Origin of the sequence: Sphaerisporangium siamense (assembly GCF_014205275.1) — a bacterium.
In the GTDB taxonomy this organism is placed as follows: Bacteria; Actinomycetota; Actinomycetes; order Streptosporangiales; family Streptosporangiaceae; genus Sphaerisporangium; species Sphaerisporangium siamense.
The window spans coordinates 1631930-1654289 of sequence record NZ_JACHND010000001.1 but is presented as its reverse complement, the minus strand read 5'-3'; the positions used below and the strand labels follow the sequence as shown (position 1 = coordinate 1654289).

The following is a 22360-nucleotide window of genomic DNA, read 5'->3' as shown; positions in this document are numbered from 1 at the left end:
ACGTGCGCTTTCGTCATGTTCATAACCACATAGACGAAGGGCTTTGCCACCTCATGTCCGGTATATCCGCACTTTTCGATACCGTCCTCGACGCCGCCTACCGCCTCATCGACGCCCTCGGCTCCCTGACCGGAGCGGCGTTCGCGATCATCCTGGTCACCCTCGCCGTCCGCCTTCTCCTGCTGCCGCTGAGCGTCCGGCAGGCGAAGGCGTACAAGGCCCGCCTGCGCGTGGCGCCGAAGGTCGAGGCGCTGCGGAAGCGGTTCGCGCGCGACCCCGAGCGCATGATCCTCGAAACCAGGAAGCTGTACGCGGCCGAGGGCACGTCCATGTTCGCGGGGATCGGCCCGGCGCTGGCGCAGACCCCGTTCATCATGGTGATCTACCGTGTGTTCGTGTCCGCCACGATCGCCGGGCACCCGAACCTGCTGCTCGCCCAGAGCGCCCTCGGCGTGCCGCTCGGCGACCACTTCGCCGCGGCGGTCGCGGGCGGCGGCCTCTTCGGCCCGCCCGCGCTGGTCTTCCTGGGGCTCTTCGCCCTGCTGGCGGTGCTGGCGTACGTGACGTCGCGGCGCATGGGCGATGTCCGGCCGCGGGTCCTGCGGTTCATGCCGTTCGGCACCGTGCTGTTCGCCGCTTTTCTGCCCCTCGCCGCGGGTCTTTACCTGGTGGTGAGCACGGCGTGGACCGCGGTGGAGCGCGCGGTCCTGTACCCGAAACCGGCCTGACGTCCCCTCCGGGAGCATTCGCCGGTCTTGTCCGCCGTTACGGTGGGATGGCGTGAGTGCTCCGGCGAGCCGAGGAACGGGGGCCGAACGATGAACGGTGCCGACAGCGAGGTCGGGCGCCTGGCGACGGTGCTCCTGCACCGCCCCGGCGCCGAGCTCAAGCGGCTGACCCCCCGTAACAACGACAAACTGCTCTTCGACTCCATCCCCTGGGTGGGCCGGGCCCAGGAGGAGCACGACGCCTTCGCCGAGGCGCTGCGCGCGCACGGCGTCGAGGTGCTCTACGTCGCCGAGCTGCTGCAGGACGCCCTGGAGTACGAGTCCGCGCGGGAGGAGATCATCCCCGCCGTGCTCCAGGAACGGCAGCTCGGGGACACCCTCGCCGCCCTGACCCGGCGCTACCTCGCCGACCTGGACCCCGAGCGGCTCGCCCACACCCTGATCGCCGGCCTCGCCCACGAGGAGCTGAAGACGGGCAGGGGCCTGGTGTACGGCCTGCTCGACCGGCACGACTTCGTGATCGACCCGCTGCCCAACCTGCTGTTCACCCGCGACTCCAGCGTGTGGATCGGCGACAAGGTGGCCGTGACCAGCCTCGCCATGCCCGCCCGCGCCCGCGAGAGCAACCTCACCCGCCTGATCTACACCCACCACCCGCGCTTCGCCGGCACCGAGCACCTGTACGAGCCGTGGCTCGAACACGTGGAGGGCGGCGACGTGCTGCTGATGGGGCCCGGGGTGATCGCGGTGGGCACCGGGGAGCGTACGACGCCGGCCGGGGTGGAACGGCTGTGCCGCAGGGTCTTCGCGGCGGGCCTCGCGCACACCGTGCTGGCCGTGCCGATCGCCCAGCAGCGGGCCACGATGCACCTCGACACCATCTGCACGATGGTGGACGTGGACACGGTCGTCATGTACCCGCCGGTCGCGTACTCGCTGCAGGCGTACACGGTCACGTCGATGGGGGACGGGGAGCTGCGGGTCTTCGAGCCGCGCCCGTTCCTGGAGGCGGCGGCGCAGGCGATGGGGGTCGAGCGGGTCAAGGTGATCGACACCGGGCTGGACCCGGTGACCGCGGAGCGGGAGCAGTGGGACGACGGGAACAACACGCTCGCCCTCGCGCCGCGCGTGGCGGTCGCCTACGAGCGCAATGTGGAGACGAACGCCCGTCTTGAGGCCGCCGGAGTGCAGGTGATCCGAATTGCCGGAAGCGAACTCGGCAGCGGCCGGGGCGGCCCGCGCTGTATGTCCTGCCCTATCAGCAGAGAACGGCTAGCCGCACTCGTGTAGTGCCCCTATTTCGGGCGTTCTCACTTGTGAATTAAGGACTCCCACCGGAGCGTGGAGAACCGCCCAAACAGTAGTCATCTCTCCGTCGTGGCGCACGCCCCAGCGCTCCGCGAGGAACTCGACGATGCCGAGCCCGCGCCCGCCGAGCGAGGAGAGCGCCGGCCGCGCCGCGCGCGGCTCCGTGGTCGCCCCTCCGTCACTCACCGTGACCTCAAGATGGTCGTTCGCCCAGTCCCAAGTGGCCTTGATCTGGCCGGACGGGAGGGGGTGGGCGTGACGGAGCGCATTGCTCAGCAGTTCGCTCACCACCAGGACGGCGTCCTCTATGGCGGCGGTGAACACCCCGCACTCCTCGAGATCGGCGCTGAGACGCTGGCGTGCGACGGCGACGCTGGTCGGCGCATACGGCAACAGCACGACGCCCTCACTTCCCCGTTCTCCTGCATTTCCCCCTGAGGAAAACACATCCCAGTACGACCGAAATGCCCCGATCGAAGCTTGGGGAAACCGCATGGCGATCATTGCTTGTGCAGAAACGGCATTACGCACGTTCATCCGTGACCGGCCCGTTACCGGTTCGGTGTGTCGGATCCGATATAGGCGGGAGCGGTGCGTAGGACGAATCTCATTCGGGTCCCCCCACCTGGGCGGGAATGCGCGGTCAGCTCGCCGCCCTGGGCCCGCGCCAGGCTCCTGGCGATGTAGAGCCCGAGCCCGACGCCGCCGAACCGGCGCCGGTCCCCGCTGTCGGCCTGGACGAACCGCTCGAACACCCGCTCGCGGTCGTCCGGCGGGATGCCCACCCCCTCGTCGTCCACGACCAGGACGACGAGGTCGGTCTCCTGCCAGGCGAGCACCCGGATCAGCCCGCCGTCCGGCGAGTACTTGAACGCGTTCTCCAGCAACTGCCCGAGCAGGATGTCGGTGGCCAGCGCGTCGCCGTCCACCCACGGCAGGTCGGCGGGGATCTCGACCTCCACGCGGTGCCGGTCGGAGAGCACCGGCAGCCCCAGCGTGGCCGCCCGCGCCCGCTCGCCGAGGTCGAAGCTCTCCACGCGCACCTTCAGCTCCTCGGCCCCGGCGCGGGCGCCGAGCAGCAGGTGGTCCATGAGCTGGCCAAGCGCCCGCGACCGTTCGGCGATCGTCCGCACGGCCGAGCGGCGTTCGGCGTCCGACAGCTTGTCCCAGCGGGCGTCGAGGGTGTGGGCGAACCCCTGCACCACGGTGATCGGCGTGCGCAGCTCGTGGCTGGTGGTGGCCAGGAAGAGATCCTTGGCCTCCTCCAGCTCCTTGGCGCGGGTGACGTCGCGGAAGTCCACGACGATCTCGCCGGTCTCGACGATCTCCGCGCTCACCACGTCCAGCCAGCGTCCGGTGGTGAGCTGGGTGGTGAGCTTCTGCCCCGGCGCGGGCAGCGGGAACGGCGGGCGCCCGCCGATCACCTCGCAGGCGCGCACGCCGGTCAGCTCCTCGGCGGCCGGGTTCCACTGGCGGACGAGGCCGAGGTCGTCGAGCACCGCGATGCCGTCGGCGCTGGCGTCCACGACGGCGCGCTCGTGGGCGCGCTGCCGTACGGCGTCCTGGTAGGCCATCGCGTTGCCGAGGGCGATGCCGGCGTGCCCGGCGAGCAGTTCGAGCAGTTCGAGCTCGATGTGCCCGGCCGTCCCCTCGGCGAACAACGCGTACAACGCCCCGTACGGCCGCCCGCCCACGGCGGCGACGCCGAGCGCGATGGTGTGCAGGCCGGGCAGCTCCGACCAGATCAGCTCGTCCAGCGCGGTGCGGTCGTTGGTCTCCAGCAGGACGGTCTTGCCCGTGCGCAGCAGCTTGCCGACCAGGCTGCTGCGCAGGTCGGCGGTGGCGCCCTTGAGCCTGCCCGGCAGCCCGTGCGCGCTGACCAGGCGCAGGCGCTCGTCCTCGATCAGCACGAAGCCGCCGGCGTCGGCCCCGGTGAGCTCGGTGAGGCTCGCGGCGATGCGGTCCAGGACGGCCGGCAGCTCCAGCTCGGCGTTGATGTCGGCGACGACGTCGGTGAGCCGGCGGACCAGCCGCGCCCGGCGCGCTCCCCGGTCGCGCGCGACCGCGTCGTCGGCGATCAGGTGGTAGACGCTGACGTATCCCAGCAGCGCGCCGCTCTCCGAGCGGAGCGCGCTCATGTCGACGCCGACGTCCACCAGCGAGCCGTCGCGATGGCGGCGCTTGGTGCGCAGCGAGACCGGGTCGCCGGTGCGGACGCGCTCCAGGACGGCGTGGTGCTCGGCCGTCAGCTCGTCCGGCACCAGCGGCGCCCTGCGCCCGGTGACGTCGGCCGCGGCGAAGCCGAACAGGCGCTCGGCGGCGGGGTTCCACATCAGGACGTTGAGATCACGGTCGAGGGCCACGACGGCGTTCGCCGCGCTCGCGAGGACAGCGTGAGCAAAGCCTTCATCGGCGATCTCTACCCTGTCGTCACTCATGCCCCCCATCGTGCCTGTTTTCTCCGCCGCGTCTTGGCACTTTCGATGTGCGAATAGTCGCATTCGCCAGCCCCGTACCATCCCATGCGCCACCGGAGGACCCGGATGACTCGACGAGAGAGGATTCTTCCCCTCTCCCGGCCTGGGTAAAGCATCCCCAATCGGGGCGACATGGACTTCGGCGACTGCGTCGTGGCCGGTAGGAGGCCGCACTCCGCTACGCTGCGGATAGCGGGACCGGGAGGGGTGCGGGCGATGACGGCAGGCGATCTCGACGCCCTGGTGCGGGTGACCTCCCCCGACTACGTGGGCGAGACCCCGCCCGACATCGCCTTCGGCATCACCGACACCCCGGTGGGGCGCCTCGCGCTCGCCGTCACCGCGCGCGGAGTGGCCGCGTGCAGCTTCGAGGACGAACACGTCGTCTTCGCGCGGGTCTCACGCGAGATCGGCACGTTCATCGGCAACGACCCCCGGCGCCTCGACCCGATCCGCCGCGAGCTGGACGCCTACTTCTCAGGCAGGCTGCGGGCGTTCACGGTGCCGGTGGACCTCCGGCTGGCGACGCCGTTCGCCCGCACGGTGCTGCAGATGACGATGGCCGTCCCCTACGGCAGTGTCACGACATATCAGGAGATCGCCGATCGGATCGGGCGGCCGCACGCGCTGCGCGCCATCGGCAACGCGCTCGCCGCCGACCCGGTCTGCGTCATCGTGCCGTGTCATCGGGCGATCGAGGCGCCAGGACTTCTCGGCGGGTACGCCGGGGGGCCCGCCGCCAAGGAGCACCTGCTGCGCCTCGAGGGCGTGTCACCCGGCCCAGCGCCAGCGTGACCAGCGCGGCGACCAGGGCCGACGCCAGCGCCGCGTTCATCCACGGCTGCCGCTCGAAGCCGATCGCCTCGCGCGCCCACCCCCAGACGGAGTCCCACCAGGCCACCGTCGGCGTGGCGGTGACGAGCCAGTAGGCCACGAAGCCGAGCACCCACGGCACGAGCATGAGCCCGCGGGACGGGGCGTCCTGCGAGGTGTTCCAGCGGCCGGCCGCGCCGAGCAGGAAGTAGTCGGCGGCCAGGACGGCGAACATCGGGACGAACACCGCGCCGATCACACCGAGGAACGCCCCGTAGGAGTTGACGTTGACGAACAGCGCGACCACCGTGGTGAGCACTCCCACGCCCACGGAGAAGGCGCGGCGGTCCACCCGGGGCAGCAGGTTCTGCAGGGACATCGCCGTGGAGTACACGTTCGCGAACGACTGGTCGGCCTCGCGCAGCACCAGGATGCCGAAGAACAGGCCGCCCAGAGGGACGGCGACGAACGGATCCCACACCCGGTTCGGGTCGTTGCCCACCAGCGCCAGCGCGAGCACGCCCATCGTCAGGCACGCGACCTGCGCGATCGTGTAACCGCCGACCACGCCGGCGAACGCCGCCCGGCCGGAGCGGGAGTGCCGCGCGTAGTCGGCGGCCACGGGCACCCAGGACACCGACAGCGCGATCACGTAGTCGACCGCGGGCGCGAACGCGTGCCAGTCACCGGGGCCCAGCTCGGGCCCCTCTCGCAGCAGCGCCACGGCCAGCCACGCCATCGCGACGATCACGCCCGCCGTCACGAAGCGCCGCAGCAGCCGGATCGCCCCGAGCGGCCGTATGGTCAGCGCGATGGTGAGCGCGCCCGCCCCCAGCACCCAGACCTGGTACGGGACGGCCTCCCCGAAGATGGCCTGGGCGCCGGTGGCGATCACCCACAGCTCGAACGCGCCCCAGCCGAGCATCTGGACGATGTTCAGCACCGTGGGGACGTACGACAGGCGCACCCCGAACAGCCCGCGCAGCAGCACCATGGCCGGGGCCCCGGTACGCGCCCCCGGCACGGCCGCGAGCCCGACCATCACCGTGCCGATCAGGCTCCCGACCACGGCGGCGAGCACGGCCGCCACCAGGCTCAGCGGCCTGTCGCCCGACGGCTTGATCAGGTACAGCGCCCCCGAGAACCCGAGAAGGCTGACCCCCAGATTCGCCCAGAAGGCCCCCTGGTCAAGGGCTCCCAACGTCTTCGGCGGCGCCTGGTCGAGAGTCAGAGGGGCTTCATCGACAGCGGACGACATCGCGCGCTCCCTACGCCGGCATTACCCGGACAGGTTCATGCGGTCGGCGGCGCGCCCACTGCCGGTGGGAACCGCCCTCTCAGCCCGGTTGCGTCCGAGCTCCCGCGGTGTGCAGTTTTACTGGATTATTACATTGATCGGTCACGCGACGTAGGGCCGGGACCCGTTCTCCGCCACCATCGGGCGGCCCGCGGCGGCCCAGGACTGCATGCCGCCTCCGACGTTGACGGCCTCGCGGCCCACGTGGTTCAGCCAGGCGGTGGCCTGGGCGGACCGGCCGCCGACGCGGCAGACGACATAGACGGGGACGTCGGCGGGCACCTCGTCGAGGCGCTGCTGCAACGCGCCGAGCGGGATGTGCACGGCGGTGGGGGCGTGGCCGGCCTGCCATTCGTCGGGCTCGCGCACGTCGAGCAGGAAAGCGCCGTCCGGCACGGCGTTGGCTTCGATCTCTGGGACGTTCATGCCTTCCATTGTCCCCGTTACGCGACCGTTCCGCCCGCTAACGGAAAGTTGCCATCGGTGACGGAGACATGCCTTTTCCCCAGAAGGCGGGGTCTGCAGGGGATCGCACCCTACTTGAGCAGGCGGGACAATCGACGGTCCGCGTGGGGCTTGCCGCCCGTCTGGCAGGTCGGGCAGTACTGCAGGGACGAGTCGGCGAAAGAGACTTCTCTTATCGTGTCCCCGCACACCTGGCATGCCCCGCCGGTACGGCCATGCACCCGCAGACCCGACTTCTTCTCGCTCTTGAGATCTTTCGCGGCGATGCCGTGCGCGCGGTCGACGGCCGCGCGCAGCGTGTCCACGATGGCCTCGTACAGGTCGGCGACGGCCTCGTCCGTGAGCGTGCCCGCGATCTTGAAGGGGGACATCCTGGCCGCGTGCAGGACTTCGTCGGAGTAGGCGTTGCCGATGCCCGCGATCACCTTCTGGTCGCGCAGCAACCCCTTGATCTGCGCGCGGCTGCCGTTCACGATCGCCTTCAGGGTCTCGCGTGTGAACTCCGGCGCCAGCGGGTCGGGGCCGAGCGCCGCGATGCCCGGCACCTCGGCCGGGTCGCGCACGACGTACACCGCCAGGCGTTTCTGGGTGCCGGCCTCGGTCAGCTCGAAGCCCGGCTGCGCGCCGTCGTCCTCGGGCGCGAACCGCACTCGTACGGCGAGCGGCCCCTTGCCTGGGCGCACCGGCCTCGAGCCCGAGAGATCGTCGCGCCAGCGCAGCCAGCCCGCCCGGGACAGGTGGACGATGAAGTGGACGCCGTCGCAGTCGAGGTCGAGGAACTTGCCGTGCCGGCGCACGCCGGTCACGGTGAGGCCGGGCAGCGAGGTGACGGGCGGGTCGACGGTCTTCAGCGCCTGGAAGGCGACGACGTCGACGGCCGCGACCGGGCGGCCGACGGCCCGCTCGCGGAGGAACTCCACCAGCGACTCCACCTCGGGAAGCTCGGGCATGCCCTCACACTAACCGGTCACCTGGCCACGAAACCGGCAGTGGCACCCCGGAGGCCCCGGCCTGTGGATATCCATCTCCGCCTGTGGACAACGCCGCTCCCGGCACGCGCGCCCGTCCCGGCGTGGTTACGGTGTCAGGGACTGCTCGGACCACCTGGAGGTCATCGTGGACGTGACGATCGCCGAGGAGCTTCTGCTGCTGGCCTACGGTGAGGACACGGGCAAGCCTCTGGTGCCCACGACCGCGCTGGACGCCGGGCTCGCGGGCGCGCTGCTGGCCGACCTGTTCCTCAGCGGGCGCGTCGGCCTCGAAGCCAAGAAGATCGTCGTCCTCGACCCCGCGCCGCTCGGCGACGAGGAACTGGACGCCGCGCTCGCCCGCATCGCGGACGACGGCCGGGAGCGCAAGCCGGACGCGTGGGTCACCCGGCTGCGCTCGGCCCATCTGCGCGAGCGCATGCTGACCCGTCTGGTCGGGCGCGGAGTGCTGAGCGAGCGCACCACGAAGGTGCTGGGCCTGTTCACCACGCACAGCTACCCCGAGGCCGACCCCGGCGTCGAGCGCGCCGCCCGCACACGGCTCGCCGAGGTGCTGGCGGGCGCGGAGCCCGACGAGCGCTCCGCCGTCCTCGCCGGCGTGCTGCACGCCTGCCGGCTCCTCCCCAAGATCTTCCCGGACGTGGACAAGGCACGGGTCAAAGAGATCATCGAAGGCGACTGGGCCGGTCCCGCGGTCGCCAAAGCGATCGCCGCGGTCAACGCCGCCGTGATGGCCGGCGTGACCGCGGCCACCATAGCGTCCAGCACCATCGCCGCGACCTGACCGAGAAGCGCCACGAGACCGGCTAGTTGGCGAGGACGTCCTTGGGGACGGGCTTGTCCTCGGCCAGGGCGTTGAAGAGACGCAGCGCCTTCTCGGTGTTCCACTTGACGACGGAGGCGCCGTTGATCGTCGGCAGCGAGCCGACCGGGACGGCCGTGGCGATCGGGTCCCCGCCCATCGCCAGGCCCAGCGACAACAGGTCGAAGGCGCCCGTCCCCGGGTCCACGGCCACCGAGTCGGTGGCGCTCGTCGCCAGCGGGATCGACCGGAACGGGTTGATCAGCACGCCGGGCGCCGCCGCCTTCTTGACCACCGCCGAGAAGAACTGGCGCTGGCGCTGGGTGCGGTCGAAGTCGGGCAGCGCGCCCGTCGCGCGGGTGCGGACGTACCCGAGCGCGGTGCCGCCGTCCATGTCCTGGCAGCCCTTCTTCAGGTTGATCCCGGCCTTGTGGTCCTTGATGTTCTGCTTGACGCAGATGTTCACGCCGCCCACCGCGTCCACGATGCCGACGAACCCGCTGAAGCCGATCTCCATGTAGTGGTCGATCCGGATGTCGGTGACCTTCTCGACCGTCTTGGCGAGCAGCTTGGGACCGCCGTAGGCGTACGCCGCGTTGAGCTTGTCGCTGCCGTGCCCGTCGATCGGCACGTAGGAGTCGCGGGGAAGGCTGACGAGGGTCGGGCGTCCGCTCTCGGGGATGTGCAGCAGCATCATCGTGTCGGTGCGCTTGCCGACCGCCCGGCCGGTGGCGAGTTTCTTGCGCTGCGCCGCCGACAACCCGGCCCGGCTGTCGGAGCCGACCAGCAGCCAGTCCTCGCCGGGGGTGGCCGCGGGGCGACCGTCATAGTCGGTGAGCGACTCGATGGTGCTGATACGGGAGTTGATCCAGAAATACCCGGCCACCACCAGCACGAGCAGCAGCGCCAGCAAAATCACCACGACGCGCAGCACGATGCGCCCGGTGCGGCGCGGCCGGCGCTCGCGGGGAGGACGGTCGTCGTCCCCGGACCTGCCGCCCGACGCCAGGGGCCGGACCGGCGACTGCCCGGACCTGGGCTTTCCGTAAACGCGCGACCTCCCCTTGGACGGTTCCGCCGCGGCGCCCGCAGGGAACCCCTCCAGCCGTGTCGCCTCGTCGTCCTCGCCGCCTCCGCCCCCGGAACCCCGGGGCAGGCGATGGGCCGGCTGGCCCGCCGAGTACTCGCCCTCACCTCCGGGCGGGGCGTACCGCGCGTTCTCGCCGGGCCGCCGCATCGCGCGGGTAGGCCCCTCGCGTCCGTCGGACCCCCCGGCCCGCTCACCAGGCCAATCACCCACGTCGTCGTCCCCGTCCTGAGGCTGGAACCAGGTCTGCTTCGAAAGTACGCCGTCGCGAGCCCTCGACGCGCTCCCTTGCCCAAGGTTTTCTCATGTAAAAGTACGCAGAGTCACAGTAGGTCACCAATGGGGATCCCCGGGAAACATCGGCCGGGCCTGGGCCGTTAGCGTTAACGAAGACCACTATCGAAAGGACAGTCGTGTCCACTCCCGACCCGTGGAGTACCTGCCCGTGCCTCGGCACGGGACCCATTGAATCGGGGAAGGCAGACCTGTGAACGTGCTTCTCGGTCTGTCGGCCGTACTACTTCTCACTCTCGCGACGGGCTACTTCGTCGCGCAGGAGTTCGCGTTCGTCGCCGTCGACCGTGCCGTTCTCCGTGAGCAGGCCGAATCCGGCGACGCGCCCGCCCGGCGGGCTCTGGAGGTCACCGGCAAGCTCTCGTTCATGCTGTCGGGCGCCCAGCTCGGCATCACGGTCACCACGCTGCTCGTGGGCTTCGTCACCGAACCCGCCCTCACGCCGCTGATCCGGCCCGGCCTGTCGGCCGCGGGCGTGCCCGGCTCCGTCGTGCCCGGCATCGCGGTGGCCCTCGGCCTGGTCGTCGCCACGGTCGTGCAGATGGTGCTCGGCGAGCTGGTGCCCAAGAACCTCGGGATCGCGCGCCCCGAAGTGGTGGCCAAGTGGCTGTCCCGCTCCACGCTGATCTACATGGCCGTCGCCGGCCCGGTGATCCGGCTGTTCGACGCCGCGGCCACCCGCCTGCTGCGCCTGTTCGGCATCGAGCCGGTCGAGGAGATCGAGCACGGCGCCACACCCGAGGAGCTCTCCCGCATCATCGCCGAGTCCGAGGCTGCGGGCGACCTGTCCGAGCGCCTGTCGGACCTGCTGGAGCGCGCGCTGGAGTTCGGCGACCGCACCGCGGAGGACGTCATGGTCCCCCGGCCGCGCGTCGTGTCCGTCCGCGCGGGCCGTCCGGCCTCCGACGTGCTCCGGGCCTTGAAGTCCTCCGGCCACTCCCGTTACCCCGTGCTCGGCGCCGAGGACGGCGACGTGGTCGGCGTGGCCGGGCTGCGCGAGCTGCTGCGCGCCGGGTCCGGCGAGACGCCGATCGAGCGCATCGCCACCGCGCCCCTGCTGGTCCCGACGACGCTGCCGCTGCCCGCCCTGCTGGACCGGATGCGGGCCGGAGGCGGCGAGCTGGCCTGCGTGATCGACGAGTACGGCGGCCTCGCCGGCGTCGTCACGATGGAGGACCTGGCCGAGGAGCTCGTCGGCGAGCTCATGGACGAGAACGACGCCGAGGCGGCCGAGGCCGTGGCCAAGGGCGACGGCACCTGGGAGGTGCCCGGCACGCTCCGGCTCGACGAGGTGGAGCGCGCCACCGGGCTGCGCCTGCCCGAGAGCGAGGACTACGAGACCGTGGCCGGCCTCATCATGGCGCGCCTCGGCCGCCTGGCCGAGCCCGGCGACGAGGTGGTCGTCCCCCTGGTGACGGAGCGCGACCTGTTCGAGGAGGAGCCGGACGGCGCGGATGTGCTGCTGACCGTCCTCGGCGTGCAGCGCAGGATCCCCGACCGGGTGCGGCTGGCGCCGGGCCTGCGGAACGCGGCGACCGTGAGCGGTGAGGCCCGATGAGCACCGTCACCGCGCTGCTGCTGGGCGTCCTGCTGCTGATCGGCAACGGCCTGTTCGTCGCGGCCGAGTTCGCCGTGGTGTCCTCGCGGCGCCACCGCCTGGAGGAGGCCGCGGCCGGGGGCAGCCTCGCCAGGACGGCCGGGCGCGCCGCGCTGCGCAACGCCCGCCAGCTCTCGCTGATGCTCGCGGGCGCCCAGCTCGGCATCACCCTGTGCTCGCTGGGCCTCGCCATGGTCACCGAGCCGGCGATCGAACACCTGCTGGAGCCGGTGTTCGGCCTGGTCGGCCTTCCGCCCTCCATGCGCGTGGCCGTGGCCTACGTCATCGCGCTGGCGATCATCACGTTCCTGCACATGGTGGTGGGCGAGATGGCGCCCAAGTCCTGGGCGCTCACCCACCCCGAGCGCGCCGCCATGGGCCTCGCCCTGCCGTTCCGCGCGTTCACCTGGATCGCCAGGCCGATCATCGCGGCGCTCAACGGCCTGGCCAACGGGCTGCTGCGCGCGTTCGGCGTCCGCCCGCGTGACGAGCTCGGCACCACCAGGACCCCGCCGCAGCTCGCGATGCTCGTCGGCGAGTCGGGCCGGATGGGGCTGCTCGACCGCGAGGAGCACGACCTGCTGACCCGCGCCCTGCGCGTGCAGTCCCAGCCGATCGAGAGGCTCATGGTGCCGATCGGCGAGGCCACGGCCGTGCCCGCGGGCGCCTCCGGCGACCTGGTGCGCGACGTCGCGGTGGCGAGCGGCCACGTCCGCCTGCTCGTCAACGACGGGTCCCCGCAGGACGTCCTCGGCGTGCTGCACGTCCGCGACACGCTGATCCACCCGGGCGTCCCGCCGGAGAAGCTGATCACCGAGTTGCCGCGCCTGGAGTCCGCCACGACGCTCCCGGAGGCCGTGGCGCGCCTGCAGGAGGCCCACGCGCACGTCGGCCTCGTCACCGACCCGTCCGGCGCCGTGGCCGGCCTCGTGAGCCTGACCGACCTGGTGGGCGAGCTGCTCAACACGCGCACCCGCCCGGACGCGGCGGCGCGCAAGCCCGCCGCACGGCAGGCGACGGGTGCAAGCAACCCGTAAGTGATCTGAAACCACGTCCGGCTACACATCCGGAGTGCCCCGACACACCCCCCGCAATACGGCCGGCGCCTCTGTCCGGCCCGCAGAGGCTCTGAAGATCGTTTCCCTCGGGAAAGCCCGCCCCCCCGAGGGAAACCCTTCAGAACGATCACACAGCCCCGCCCAGACCCTTGTGAGCCCCGCCACGCCCCCGGCGCGCCACGCCAAGCACCCCGGGCCGCCAAGGAATCTTCCAAATCTTTCCGGGCAGTCCCCCGCCGTGACCCGAAGCCACGAAGCCGACGAGCCCTCACGCGTACGTCCCCACCAGGCCGCCAGGAAGACGGCCGGCGCCCCACACGCGAAAGCGGAGGCGACGAAGCCGCCAGGCTTCGAGCCCGGCGAGGTGACGTGGGGGTCTGGGGGGTCGCCCCCCAGGAAAACACAAAGGCCCCGGGAAGAAGCTAGAAGAGCTTCGAACACGGGGCCCCGAGTGGGCGAGGAGGGATTTGAACCCTCACATCCTTTCGGACACACGGACCTGAACCGTGCGCGTCTGCCGTTCCGCCACTCGCCCTCTTTGAGTGCGTGGAAAGGCTAGCACGGATCCGTGCATGCCACCGAACCCGGATACGATCCTCCTAGACGATGGAGGAAGGGAGGTACCCGGTGGGAGTCCTTCAGCGCTTCGAGCGCAGGCTCGAAGGCTTGGTTGAGGGGGCCTTTGCGCGGGCGTTCAAATCTGACCTTCAGCCGGTCGAGGTCGCCAGCGCGGTGCAGCGAGAGATGGACGAACGCGCCGCGATCGTGGCGCAGGGCCGCACTCTCGTGCCCAACGACTTCGTGGTCGAGCTGTCCACGACCGACGCCGAGCGGCTGGAGGTGTACGCCGACAGCATCAGCCACGAGCTCGCCAACCTCGCCAGGGAGTACGCCAAGGAGCAGGGGTACTCGTTCGTGGGGCCCGTCCGGGTTCGCTTCGAGACCGCCGACGATCTGGCCGTCGGTCTTTTCCGCATCCGCTCGGGCGTGATCCGCGGCGCCACGGTGGAGCAGGACGAGATCAGGCATCCGGTGAGCGACCTGCCTCCGGGAAGGCCGAGCGCGTTCGGCGGCCGTCCGCGTCTGCTGGTCTCCACTCAGGACGACCCGCAGGGGCAGCGGTCGTACGAGCTGACGACTCCGGTGACGCTCCTCGGGAGGGGCACCGACTGCGATCTGCGGTTGGTGGACCCAGGCGTCTCCAGGCACCATGCCGAGCTCAGGGTGGAGGGCCCGACCGTCGCCCTGGTCGACCTCGGTTCCACGAACGGCACTTTCGTCAACGGCCAGCCGGTTCGCCGGATCGAACTCAACGACGGCACCCGTGTGACCTTGGGGCGCACGACTCTGGTGTTCCGGCGCGATTAAGGGTAGACAGACGGTCCATGTCCGAGCTCACTCTGCTGCTGATCCGGCTCGCGTTCCTCGCGGTGCTGTGGTTCTTTGTGATTGCCGCGGTCGGAGTGATCCGGACAGACTTGTTCGGATCACGGGCGACGGCCCAGGCCCCCGCGCGTAAACCGGCCAAACCCGCACGTCAGCCGGCCAAGCCGAAGAAGGGGGAGCCGCGGCAGTTGATCGTGACCGGTGGCCCCCTGCAAGGAACCATCATCAACCTCACGGAGACGCCAATCACTATCGGTCGGGCGAATGACGCCACGCTGGTTCTCAGCGACGATTACGCTTCCAGCCGGCACGCCCGGCTGTTCCCCCAGGACGGTCAGTGGATCGTGGAAGACCTCGGCTCGACCAACGGAACCTATCTTGACCGATCTAAAGTGACCCGCCCGACTCCGGTGCACCTCGGCGTTCCGATCCGCATCGGCAAAACCGTCATCGAATTGCGCAAATGACAATCGCACTCCGCTACGCCGCCCGCTCGGACGTCGGCCTCCTCCGCGAAGGAAACGAGGACTCGGCGTACGCGAGCCCGCGCCTGCTCGCCGTCGCCGACGGCATGGGCGGGCACGCTCACGGTGAGGTGGCCAGTTCGGTCGCCATATCCGCCATGTCGTCCCTCGACCGGGACACGGCCGGGGGCGACCTGCTCGGCGCCATCGAGGCCGCGGTGCGCGAGGCCAACCGCAGACTGCACGAGATGGTCGGCCGCGATCCCAGTCTCAAGGGCATGGGCACCACGCTCACCGCCATGTTGTGGTCGGGCACCCGGGTGGCCCTCGTCCATGTCGGCGACTCCCGCGCCTACCTGCTCAGGAACGGCGAGCTGTACCAGATCACGCATGATCACACCCTGGTGCAGTCGCTGGTGGACGACGGGAGGATCACCCAGGAGGAGGCCGCCAGCCATCCCCAGCGTTCGATCCTGTTGCGCGCGCTGGACGGCAGCGGCGAGGTCGATCCCGATCTGTCGCTGCGCGAGGCGCAGGTCAACGACCGCTACCTGCTCTGTTCCGACGGCCTGTCCAGCGTCGTCAGCGCCGAGACGCTCCATCACACCCTGACCACCGTGGACGAGCCGGACGCCGTCGTGCGCCAGCTCATCGACCTCGCCAACCGCGGGGGCGGTCCCGACAACATCACGTGCATCGTCGCGGACGTCGTCGAGATCGAGGAGGGTCAGGTCGTGGCGGGTGATGCCGCCGTGGTGGGCGCCGCCGGGTCGAGCCGGCTGAGATCACAACCTCCCGACACCCCGGCAGGACGCGCGTCCACGATCACCGCCCCGCAACCCGTGATCGTGGACGACGACCTGGACGACGAACCCGTGGGCGGCCCGGCGGCGAGCGCCGTGGCCGCCCCGCGGCGTGTCAGGCGGCGGCGCATGTGGCCGGTCACGGTGACCGTCCTGGTGCTGCTGGTGGTCGTGCTGGGAGGGGGCGGGTATTTCGGGTACCAGTGGACCCAAGATCAGTTTTATGTCGGCGCTCAGGGAGACGAGCTAGTGTTGTTCCGCGGGGTGGACACCACGATAGGACCGATCCAACTGAACCATGTCGAGCAGCGCACCGGGCTCTCGGTGTCCTCCATCCCCCAGCCGCTGCGCGACCAGGTTCGGGCGGGCATCTCGGTGACCGACCTCCAGGCAGGCAGGACGAAGATCGACGACTTGAAGGCCCGATCCGGTGGTGACAAGAAGATCACCCAGCCGACCGCCTCCCCGAGCACGGAGTCCTCTTAAGTGAGTGCCGTCGACGTCGCGGCCGTCCCCACGACCGCCAAACGGCGGGGGGCACAGCTTGTCATGCTCGCCTTCGCCGTGGCGATCGTCATGGTGGCCTACGCCAATGTCGGGCTGGGTCTGAACGACCAGGTGCCCGCGGGCATGCTCACCTACGGCCTCGGTCTGGGCGTCCTGATGCTCGCCGCCTATCTCGTGCTGGCGAAGTTCGCCCCCTGGGCCGACCCCCTTCTGCTTCCACTGGTGACCCTGGTCAACGGCCTGGGCCTGGTGATGATCTACCGCATCGAGCAGTCCGCGCCCAAGCTGGCCTCGGCGAGCACCCAGCTCTTCTGGACCGGGCTCGGCATCGTCATGTTCTCCGTGGCGCTGCTCGTCCTGCGCGACCACCGCGTTCTCCAGCGCCTGACGTACACGGCCGGCTTCACCGGCATGGCGCTGCTGATCCTTCCTCTGGTGCCCGGTCTGGGCAAAGAGCTCAACGGCGCCCGCATCTGGATCGGCGTGGGCGGCTTCTCCATCCAGCCGGGCGAGTTCGCCAAGCTGGCGCTCGTCGTGTTCTTCGCCGGATATCTGGTCGCCAAGCGCGACGTCCTGGCGCTCGCCGGGCGGCGCCTGCTGTTCATCGACCTGCCTCGCGCCCGTGACCTCGGCCCCGTCCTGATCACGTGGATCCTCAGCGTGGGCGTGCTGGTCCTGGAGAAGGACCTCGGCACCTCCCTGCTGCTGTTCGGCGCGTTCGTCGCGATGCTCTACATCGCCACCCAGCGCACCTCATGGGTGCTCATCGGCATCACGCTCTTCCTCAGCGGCGCGTTCGCCGCGGGGGTGCTGTTCGACCACGTGCGGGCCCGCTTCGACGTCTGGCTCAACCCGGCGGACCCGGAGCTCTTCTACAAGGACGGCGGCAGCGCGCAGCTCATGGAGGGCCTGTTCGGCATGGGTTCGGGCGGCGTCCTCGGCACCGGGCTCGGCCAGGGCCACCCCGACCTGATCCCGCTGTCCTTCTCCGACTTCATCTTCACCGCCACGGGTGAGGAGCTCGGGCTCACCGGCCTGATGGCGCTGCTCATGGTGTACGGCCTGATCGTCCAGCGCGGCCTGCGCACGGCCGTCGCCGCGCGCGACCCGTTCAGCAAGCTCCTGGCCGGCGGGATCTCGTTCATCCTGGCCTGGCAGGTTTTCATCATCGTCGGCGGGGTAACGAACCTGATCCCGCTCACGGGCCTGGTCACGCCGTTCATGTCCCAGGGCGGCTCGGCCCTGCTGGCCAACTGGATCCTCATCGCACTGCTGGTACGCATGTCAGACGCCGCACGCCGGCCGCCGCCGCAAGCCATCCAGGACGAAGGACTGACGCAGGTGTTTCAGCGATGAACGGCACGCTCAAGCGCACCTCCGTGGCGTGCCTCCTGATGTTCGCCCTGCTGATGATCAACATCAACTACGTGCAGGCCGTGAAGGCGGAAGGCCTGCGTGAGGACGCCCGCAATCTGCGCAGCTTCTTCGCCCGCTACGCCAACGAGCGCGGCATGATCACCGCGGGCGGTGAGACGCTGGCGAAGTCGGTGGACACCGGCGGCACGTTCCGGTTCCAGCGCAAATACACCAACGGCAAGATGTACGCGCCCATCATCGGCTTCTTCGCCCCCGAGAGCGCGCAGGGCATCGAGGGCGCCGAGAACGCCTATCTCGACGGCTCCCATCCGGACCTGTTCGTCCGCCGCACCGTGGATCTGATCACGAACAAGCCGAGCCGCGGCGCCGCCGTCGACCTGACCCTGGTGCCGAAGGCCCAGGAGGTCGCCTACCGGGCGCTGGAGAGAAGCGGCAAACGCGGCGCGGTCGTGGCGCTGGACCCGAAGACCGGCGCGATCCTCACCATGGTCTCGGTGCCGAGCTTCGACCCCAACACCATGGCGGCGCCCGACAGGGCCAAGGCCGCGCAGGTCTACAACAAGCTCAACAAGGACGACAACCAGCCCCTGCTGAACCGCGCGATCGACAGGACCTACGCCCCCGGTTCGACCTTCAAGGTCATCACCTCGGCCGCCTACCTCAGCGAGGACGACTCCCGGGACGTCAACACCACCGTGGACGCGCCGGACGTCCTGCCGCTGCCGGGTACCACGATCGGCCTGCGCAACTACCACGGCGAGTCCTGTGGCGGCCGGGCCACCATGCTGGACGCCCTGACGATCTCGTGCAACACCGCGTTCGGCACCATGGCCCTGGAGATGGGCTACGACAAGCTCAAGGAGCAGGCGGGCAAGTTCGGCGTCGGGACCGCCATGAACATCCCGCTCCGGGTCGTGCCGAGCGACATCGGTAAGGACGAGGGCAAGGCCGCGCTGGTCCAGACCTCGATCGGGCAGCGCAGCAACCAGATGACGCCGCTCCAGATGGCGATGGTCGCCGCCGCGGTCGGCAACCAGGGCAAGGTCATGAAGCCTTACCTGGTCAACAAGATCGTCAGTCCGGACGGCGACGAGATCGACAGCGCGCGGCCCCAGGAGCTCGACGAGGCGATCACGCAGGACGTCGCCGACGAGCTCCGGCAGATGATGGTCAGCGTGGTGGAGAAGGGCACGGGCTCGGCGGCCAAGCTCCCCGGCATCACGGTGGCGGGCAAGACGGGCACGGCCGAGACCGCCCAGGGCGCGGCGTCCCACGCCTGGTTCATCTCGTTCGCCCCCGCCGAGGACCCGAAGGTGGCCGTGGCGGTGTTCGTCGAGTCCGGCAGCGCCGGCAACGACGCCACCGGCGGCGCGGTCGCCGCGCCGATCGCGCACGACGTCATGCAGGCGGTGCTCGACAGGTGACCCAACGGGTGCTGAACGACCGCTACCGGCTGATCTCCCGGATCGCCGCCGGCGGCATGGGGGAGGTGTGGCGCGCGCACGACGGCCTGCTGGGCCGCGAGGTGGCGGTCAAGCTGCTCCGCCGGCACGTGGCCGGCCACCCGGAGTTCCGCGAGCGCTTCCGCAACGAGGCCCGCATCACCGCCGGTCTGTCCGATCCGGGCATCGCCCAGGTGTTCGACTACGGCGAAGAGGACGACACCGCGTACCTGGTGATGGAGCTGGTGCCCGGGGAGGCCCTGGCGGCGGTCCTGGCCCGCAACGGCACGCTGAGCCCCGAGGCGACGCTGGACGTGGTCGGCCAGACGGCCCGCGCGCTGCACACCGCGCACCGGTCGGGCGTCATCCACCGCGACATCAAGCCCGGCAACCTGCTGGTCACCGGGTCCGGAACCATCAAGATCACCGACTTCGGCATCGCGCGGGCCCTGGAGGGGGCGCGCATGACGATGACGGGCACCGTGCTCGGCACCGCGCAGTACGTCAGCCCCGAGCAGGCTTCCGGCAGCCTCCTGACGCCGTCCACCGACCTCTACTCCCTCGGGATCGTCGCCTACGAGTGCCTCGCCGGCAGGCCGCCGTTCGTCGCGCCCACCCAGGTCGCGATCGCCCTGCTCCACATGAACGAGCCGGTGCCGCCGCTGCCCGCGTCGGTGCCCGAGCCCGTGCGCGCCCTGGTGCATTCGCTGCTGGCCAAGAGCCCCGAGCAGCGGCCGGCGAACGGGCGTGAGCTGGCCGACCGCGCGATGGTGCTGCGCGACGCGCTGTCCACGCCCGGCGTCGCCCACCTGAGCACGCTGACCGACCCGTCGGGGTTCGCCGTCCGCGAGGCCCTCGCGAGCCAGGCCGTCACGCCTCCCGCGTCCGCCGGCACGGCCGACGGCCTGTACGAGACGCGCGTCCCGGAGTCGCCGGGGCACACCCGCATCGGCCGCCCGCCCGGCGGCCGTCCCGCCCAGCCAGGCGGGCCCCGGCCGGTGAGCGCGCCTCCGGCGCGGCGGCGTCGCAAGGCCTTCGGCCTGTTCGCCGCGGCGGGCTGCGCGGCCGCGGTCGGGTTCGGCGCGCTCGCGGCGGGCGGCCTCCCGTTCGGGCTGGAGACCGCGCCCAGCAGCCCGGCCGAACCGGTGACCAAGGAGCCGGTTCGCTCGCCCTCCCCGTCGAAGACGGCGACGACGTCACGTCCACCGAAACCGGTGACGTCTGTCAGGCCCACCGTGTCACGGTCGGCTACGGTAAGCAGAACGGCGTCTCCAACCCGGCGCCCGACGCCGACGCCCACTCCGTCTCCTACTCCGACCCCTACTCCGACGCCCACACCGACCCCCACACCGAGCGAGACGCCAAGCCCCACTTCATCCGCAAGCACCACAATCACCCCGAACGGGGAGACGTAATGCGGCGCGCGGTCGATGATGGACACCGGCAGCCGCACCGCGGGCCGGTACCCAAGATGAACGGCAAGGGACAGTGCAGGAAATGACTCAGCCTCGGCTACTCGGTGGCCGCTATGAGCTCGACGGAGTCGTCGGCCGCGGCGGCATGGCCGAGGTCTATCGCGCGCGGGACATCCGGCTGGACCGCGTCGTCGCGATCAAGACGCTCCGTTCCGACCTGGCGAGAGACCACATATTCCAGGCCCGTTTCCGGCGTGAGGCGCAGTCCGCGGCGTCCTTGAACCACCCGTCGATCGTCGCGGTGTACGACACCGGCGAGGACACGACCGACGGCACTCCCGTGCCCTACATCGTCATGGAGTTCGTCGACGGACGCACGCTGCGCGACCTGCTCCGGCAGGACCGCCGCCTGCTGCCCGAGCGCGCGATCGAACTCGTGGACGGCATCCTGCGGGCGCTGGACTACAGCCACCGCGGCGGCATCGTGCACCGTGACATCAAGCCGGCCAACGTGATGATCACGCTGGCGGGCGACGTCAAGGTGATGGACTTCGGCATCGCCCGCGCGATGGCCGACTCCGCCGCCACGATGACCCAGACCGCCCAGGTCATCGGCACCGCGCAGTACCTCTCGCCCGAGCAGGCCAGGGGCGAGCGCGTGGACGCCCGCAGCGACATCTACTCCACGGGCTGCGTGCTGTACGAGCTGCTCACCGGCCAACCGCCCTTCACCGGCGACTCCCCGGTGGCCATCGCCTACCAGCACGTGCGGGAGGACCCGATCCCGCCGTCGCAGATCGACCCGGAGATCCCGCAGTGGGCCGACGCCATCGTGCTCAAGGCGATGGCGAAGGACCCCGCGCACCGCTACCAGAGCGCCGGCGAGATGCGCGCCGACATCCAGCGGGCCATGTCGGGCATGCCGGTCGACGCCGCGCACACGATGGCGATGACCAACAACCAGTACACCGGCCAGCAGACCCGCACGCTGGCCACGCCGGGCGGCGGCCCCGCCACCCAGCGCACGACCGCCGTCCCGCCGTACGAGTACGCCCCGACGCAGGCGGGCGGCCGGTACGAGCGCCGCCGCGGCTCCAAGACCAGCGGGCTGGCGATCGCCGCGTGGATCCTCATCCCGCTGCTGGTCATCGGCGCGTTCATCGGCATCGGCTACGCCTTCCTCAGCTCCCCCGGCTCGAACGAGGCGGGCGGCGAGGTCCAGATCCCGGCGGTGGCCGGGCAGACCCTCAAGGGCGCGAAGAGCGCGCTGGAGGCCCAGGGCCTGAAGGTCAAGGTCGTCGAGGAGTTCAACTCCGACGTCGAGAAGGGGACGGTCATCGCGACCGACCCGGAAAGCGGCACCAAGGTCCCGAAGGACTCCGAGGTGACGCTGCAGGTCTCCAAGGGCGTCAAGCAGGTCACCGTGCCGCGCCTGGTGGGCCTGAGCATCGAGGACGCCATGAGCACGCTGGACACCAACGGCCTCAAGGGCCAGGTCGTGAACGCCGTGTCCAGCAAGGAACAGGGCAAGGTGTTCCAGTCCAAGCCGTCCGAGGGCGAGAAGGTCGACGAGAACAGCATCGTCAAGATCTACGTGCCCAAGCAGCAGGTCACCGTGCCGGACGTCACCAACCAGACCCTCGCGGACGCCAAGGCGGCCCTGCAGGCCGAGAACCTCAAGGTCAGGACGGTGCGTCAGCCGAGCGCCGACGTGCCGGAGGGCAACGTCATCAGCCAGAGCCCGCCGGCGGGCTCGAAGCTGAACCCGGGCACCACGATCACGCTGGTCGTGTCGTCCGGTCCTCCGGAGGAGACCACGCCGACCGAGCAGCCCACCGAGGACCCGTTCCCGACCGACGAGCCCACCGAGGAGACCCCGACCGAGGACCCGCCGATCACCGAGCCCCCGTCGGACGAGTTCAGCAACTGACGCCCCGTACGCCGCCAGAAAGGCCCCTCCCGCACCGGGAGGGGCCTTCGCGTGTTCGAGGGGTCCGAGGGCGTCCGCGCGGCGTGTTCAGGACTTCAGCGGCGGACATGAGAAGAGGGTC

The 22360-nt window shown here is 70.6% G+C and carries 18 protein-coding genes, 1 tRNA gene and 1 pseudogene; 13 read left to right on the top strand and 7 right to left on the bottom strand.

Translation table 11 applies throughout. The features are described from left to right. Positions 1-53: 53 nt before the first annotated feature. Positions 54-728: a YidC/Oxa1 family membrane protein insertase gene (locus tag BJ982_RS07735; RefSeq protein WP_184877868.1), complete on the top strand. Its 675-nt coding sequence runs from the start codon at positions 54-56 to the stop codon at positions 726-728. Positions 729-818: 90 nt separating this feature from the next. Continuing rightward, the gene (locus tag BJ982_RS07730) at positions 819-2018 is read left to right on the top strand and encodes an arginine deiminase (protein ID WP_184877866.1); all 1200 of its coding nucleotides are present in this window, start codon (positions 819-821) and stop codon (positions 2016-2018) included. Here the strand turns inward: BJ982_RS07730 and BJ982_RS07725 are convergent. Then, positions 2001-2435: an ATP-binding protein gene (locus BJ982_RS07725; protein WP_307784630.1), complete on the bottom strand. Its 435-nt coding sequence runs from the start codon at positions 2433-2435 to the stop codon at positions 2001-2003. The two genes, BJ982_RS07730 and BJ982_RS07725, sit on opposite strands and share 18 nt — an antisense overlap. A gap of 152 nt (positions 2436-2587) precedes the next feature. Beyond that, positions 2588-4474 carry a sensor histidine kinase gene (locus tag BJ982_RS07720; RefSeq protein ID WP_184877865.1) on the bottom strand — a complete coding sequence of 629 codons (1887 nt, stop codon included), beginning with the start codon at positions 4472-4474 and terminating at the stop codon, positions 2588-2590. A 171-nt stretch (positions 4475-4645) separates the two neighbouring features. On the opposite strand from BJ982_RS07720, the pseudogene BJ982_RS40300 reads away from it, so the two are divergent. Next, positions 4646-5224: pseudogene (locus tag BJ982_RS40300) on the top strand (methylated-DNA--[protein]-cysteine S-methyltransferase); the annotation flags it as partial. On the opposite strand, the gene BJ982_RS07710 reads toward BJ982_RS40300, so the two are convergent. The 3 genes from BJ982_RS07710 to BJ982_RS07700 form a co-directional block, all read right to left on the bottom strand. Beyond that, the gene (locus BJ982_RS07710) at positions 5184-6584 is read right to left on the bottom strand and encodes a purine-cytosine permease family protein (protein ID WP_239122951.1); all 1401 of its coding nucleotides are present in this window, start codon (positions 6582-6584) and stop codon (positions 5184-5186) included. The pseudogene BJ982_RS40300 and the gene BJ982_RS07710 overlap by 41 nt on opposite strands. Positions 6585-6725: 141 nt before the next feature. Further along, entirely contained in the window at positions 6726-7058 is a 333-nt protein-coding gene (locus tag BJ982_RS07705; protein ID WP_184877861.1) for a rhodanese-like domain-containing protein, read from the bottom strand. Between the two features lie 101 nt (positions 7059-7159). Further along, positions 7160-8038 carry an Fpg/Nei family DNA glycosylase gene (locus tag BJ982_RS07700; protein ID WP_184877859.1) on the bottom strand — a complete coding sequence of 293 codons (879 nt, stop codon included), beginning with the start codon at positions 8036-8038 and terminating at the stop codon, positions 7160-7162. Positions 8039-8204: 166 nt separating this feature from the next. On the opposite strand from BJ982_RS07700, the gene BJ982_RS07695 reads away from it, so the two are divergent. Beyond that, positions 8205-8861, top strand: coding sequence for a GOLPH3/VPS74 family protein (locus tag BJ982_RS07695; RefSeq protein WP_184877857.1), 657 nt, complete (start codon positions 8205-8207; stop codon positions 8859-8861). 22 nt (positions 8862-8883) lie between these two features. On the opposite strand, the gene BJ982_RS07690 is transcribed toward BJ982_RS07695, so the two are convergent. Next, positions 8884-10116, bottom strand: a complete 1233-nt coding sequence (locus BJ982_RS07690; protein ID WP_239122952.1) for an LCP family protein — start codon at positions 10114-10116, stop codon at positions 8884-8886. 337 nt (positions 10117-10453) lie between these two features. Between BJ982_RS07690 and BJ982_RS07685 the strand changes: the two genes are divergently transcribed. Beyond that, a complete protein-coding gene (locus BJ982_RS07685; protein WP_184877855.1) occupies positions 10454-11818 on the top strand; it encodes a hemolysin family protein in 1365 nt (454 codons plus the stop codon). Next, the gene (locus tag BJ982_RS07680; protein WP_184877853.1) at positions 11815-12894 is read left to right on the top strand and encodes a hemolysin family protein; all 1080 of its coding nucleotides are present in this window, start codon (positions 11815-11817) and stop codon (positions 12892-12894) included. Before BJ982_RS07685 ends, BJ982_RS07680 begins: the two co-directional genes overlap by 4 nt. A 473-nt stretch (positions 12895-13367) precedes the next feature. On the opposite strand, the gene BJ982_RS07675 is transcribed toward BJ982_RS07680, so the two are convergent. Continuing rightward, positions 13368-13450, bottom strand: a tRNA-Leu gene (locus BJ982_RS07675). Between the two features lie 92 nt (positions 13451-13542). On the opposite strand from BJ982_RS07675, the gene BJ982_RS07670 reads away from it, so the two are divergent. The 7 genes from BJ982_RS07670 (at position 13543) to pknB (ending at position 22239) form a co-directional block, all read left to right on the top strand. Next, positions 13543-14283 carry an FHA domain-containing protein gene (locus tag BJ982_RS07670; protein WP_184610524.1) on the top strand — a complete coding sequence of 247 codons (741 nt, stop codon included), beginning with the start codon at positions 13543-13545 and terminating at the stop codon, positions 14281-14283. Positions 14284-14300: 17 nt separating this feature from the next. After that, positions 14301-14768, top strand: a complete 468-nt coding sequence (locus BJ982_RS07665; RefSeq protein ID WP_184877852.1) for an FHA domain-containing protein FhaB/FipA — start codon at positions 14301-14303, stop codon at positions 14766-14768. After that, on the top strand, positions 14765-16054 hold the full coding sequence (locus BJ982_RS07660; RefSeq protein ID WP_184877850.1) for a Stp1/IreP family PP2C-type Ser/Thr phosphatase: 1290 nt from the start codon (positions 14765-14767) through the stop codon (positions 16052-16054). The genes BJ982_RS07665 and BJ982_RS07660 overlap by 4 nt, the downstream gene beginning before the upstream one ends. Beyond that, on the top strand, positions 16055-17431 hold the full coding sequence (locus BJ982_RS07655; RefSeq protein ID WP_373869629.1) for an FtsW/RodA/SpoVE family cell cycle protein: 1377 nt from the start codon (positions 16055-16057) through the stop codon (positions 17429-17431). Beyond that, positions 17428-18876: a peptidoglycan D,D-transpeptidase FtsI family protein gene (locus BJ982_RS07650; RefSeq protein ID WP_184877848.1), complete on the top strand. Its 1449-nt coding sequence runs from the start codon at positions 17428-17430 to the stop codon at positions 18874-18876. The genes BJ982_RS07655 and BJ982_RS07650 overlap by 4 nt, the downstream gene beginning before the upstream one ends. Further along, a complete protein-coding gene (locus BJ982_RS07645; protein ID WP_239122953.1) occupies positions 18873-20309 on the top strand; it encodes a serine/threonine-protein kinase in 1437 nt (478 codons plus the stop codon). The genes BJ982_RS07650 and BJ982_RS07645 overlap by 4 nt, the downstream gene beginning before the upstream one ends. A gap of 82 nt (positions 20310-20391) precedes the next feature. Continuing rightward, positions 20392-22239, top strand: a complete 1848-nt coding sequence (pknB, locus tag BJ982_RS07640; RefSeq protein ID WP_184877846.1) for a Stk1 family PASTA domain-containing Ser/Thr kinase — start codon at positions 20392-20394, stop codon at positions 22237-22239. Positions 22240-22360 lie beyond the last annotated feature (121 nt).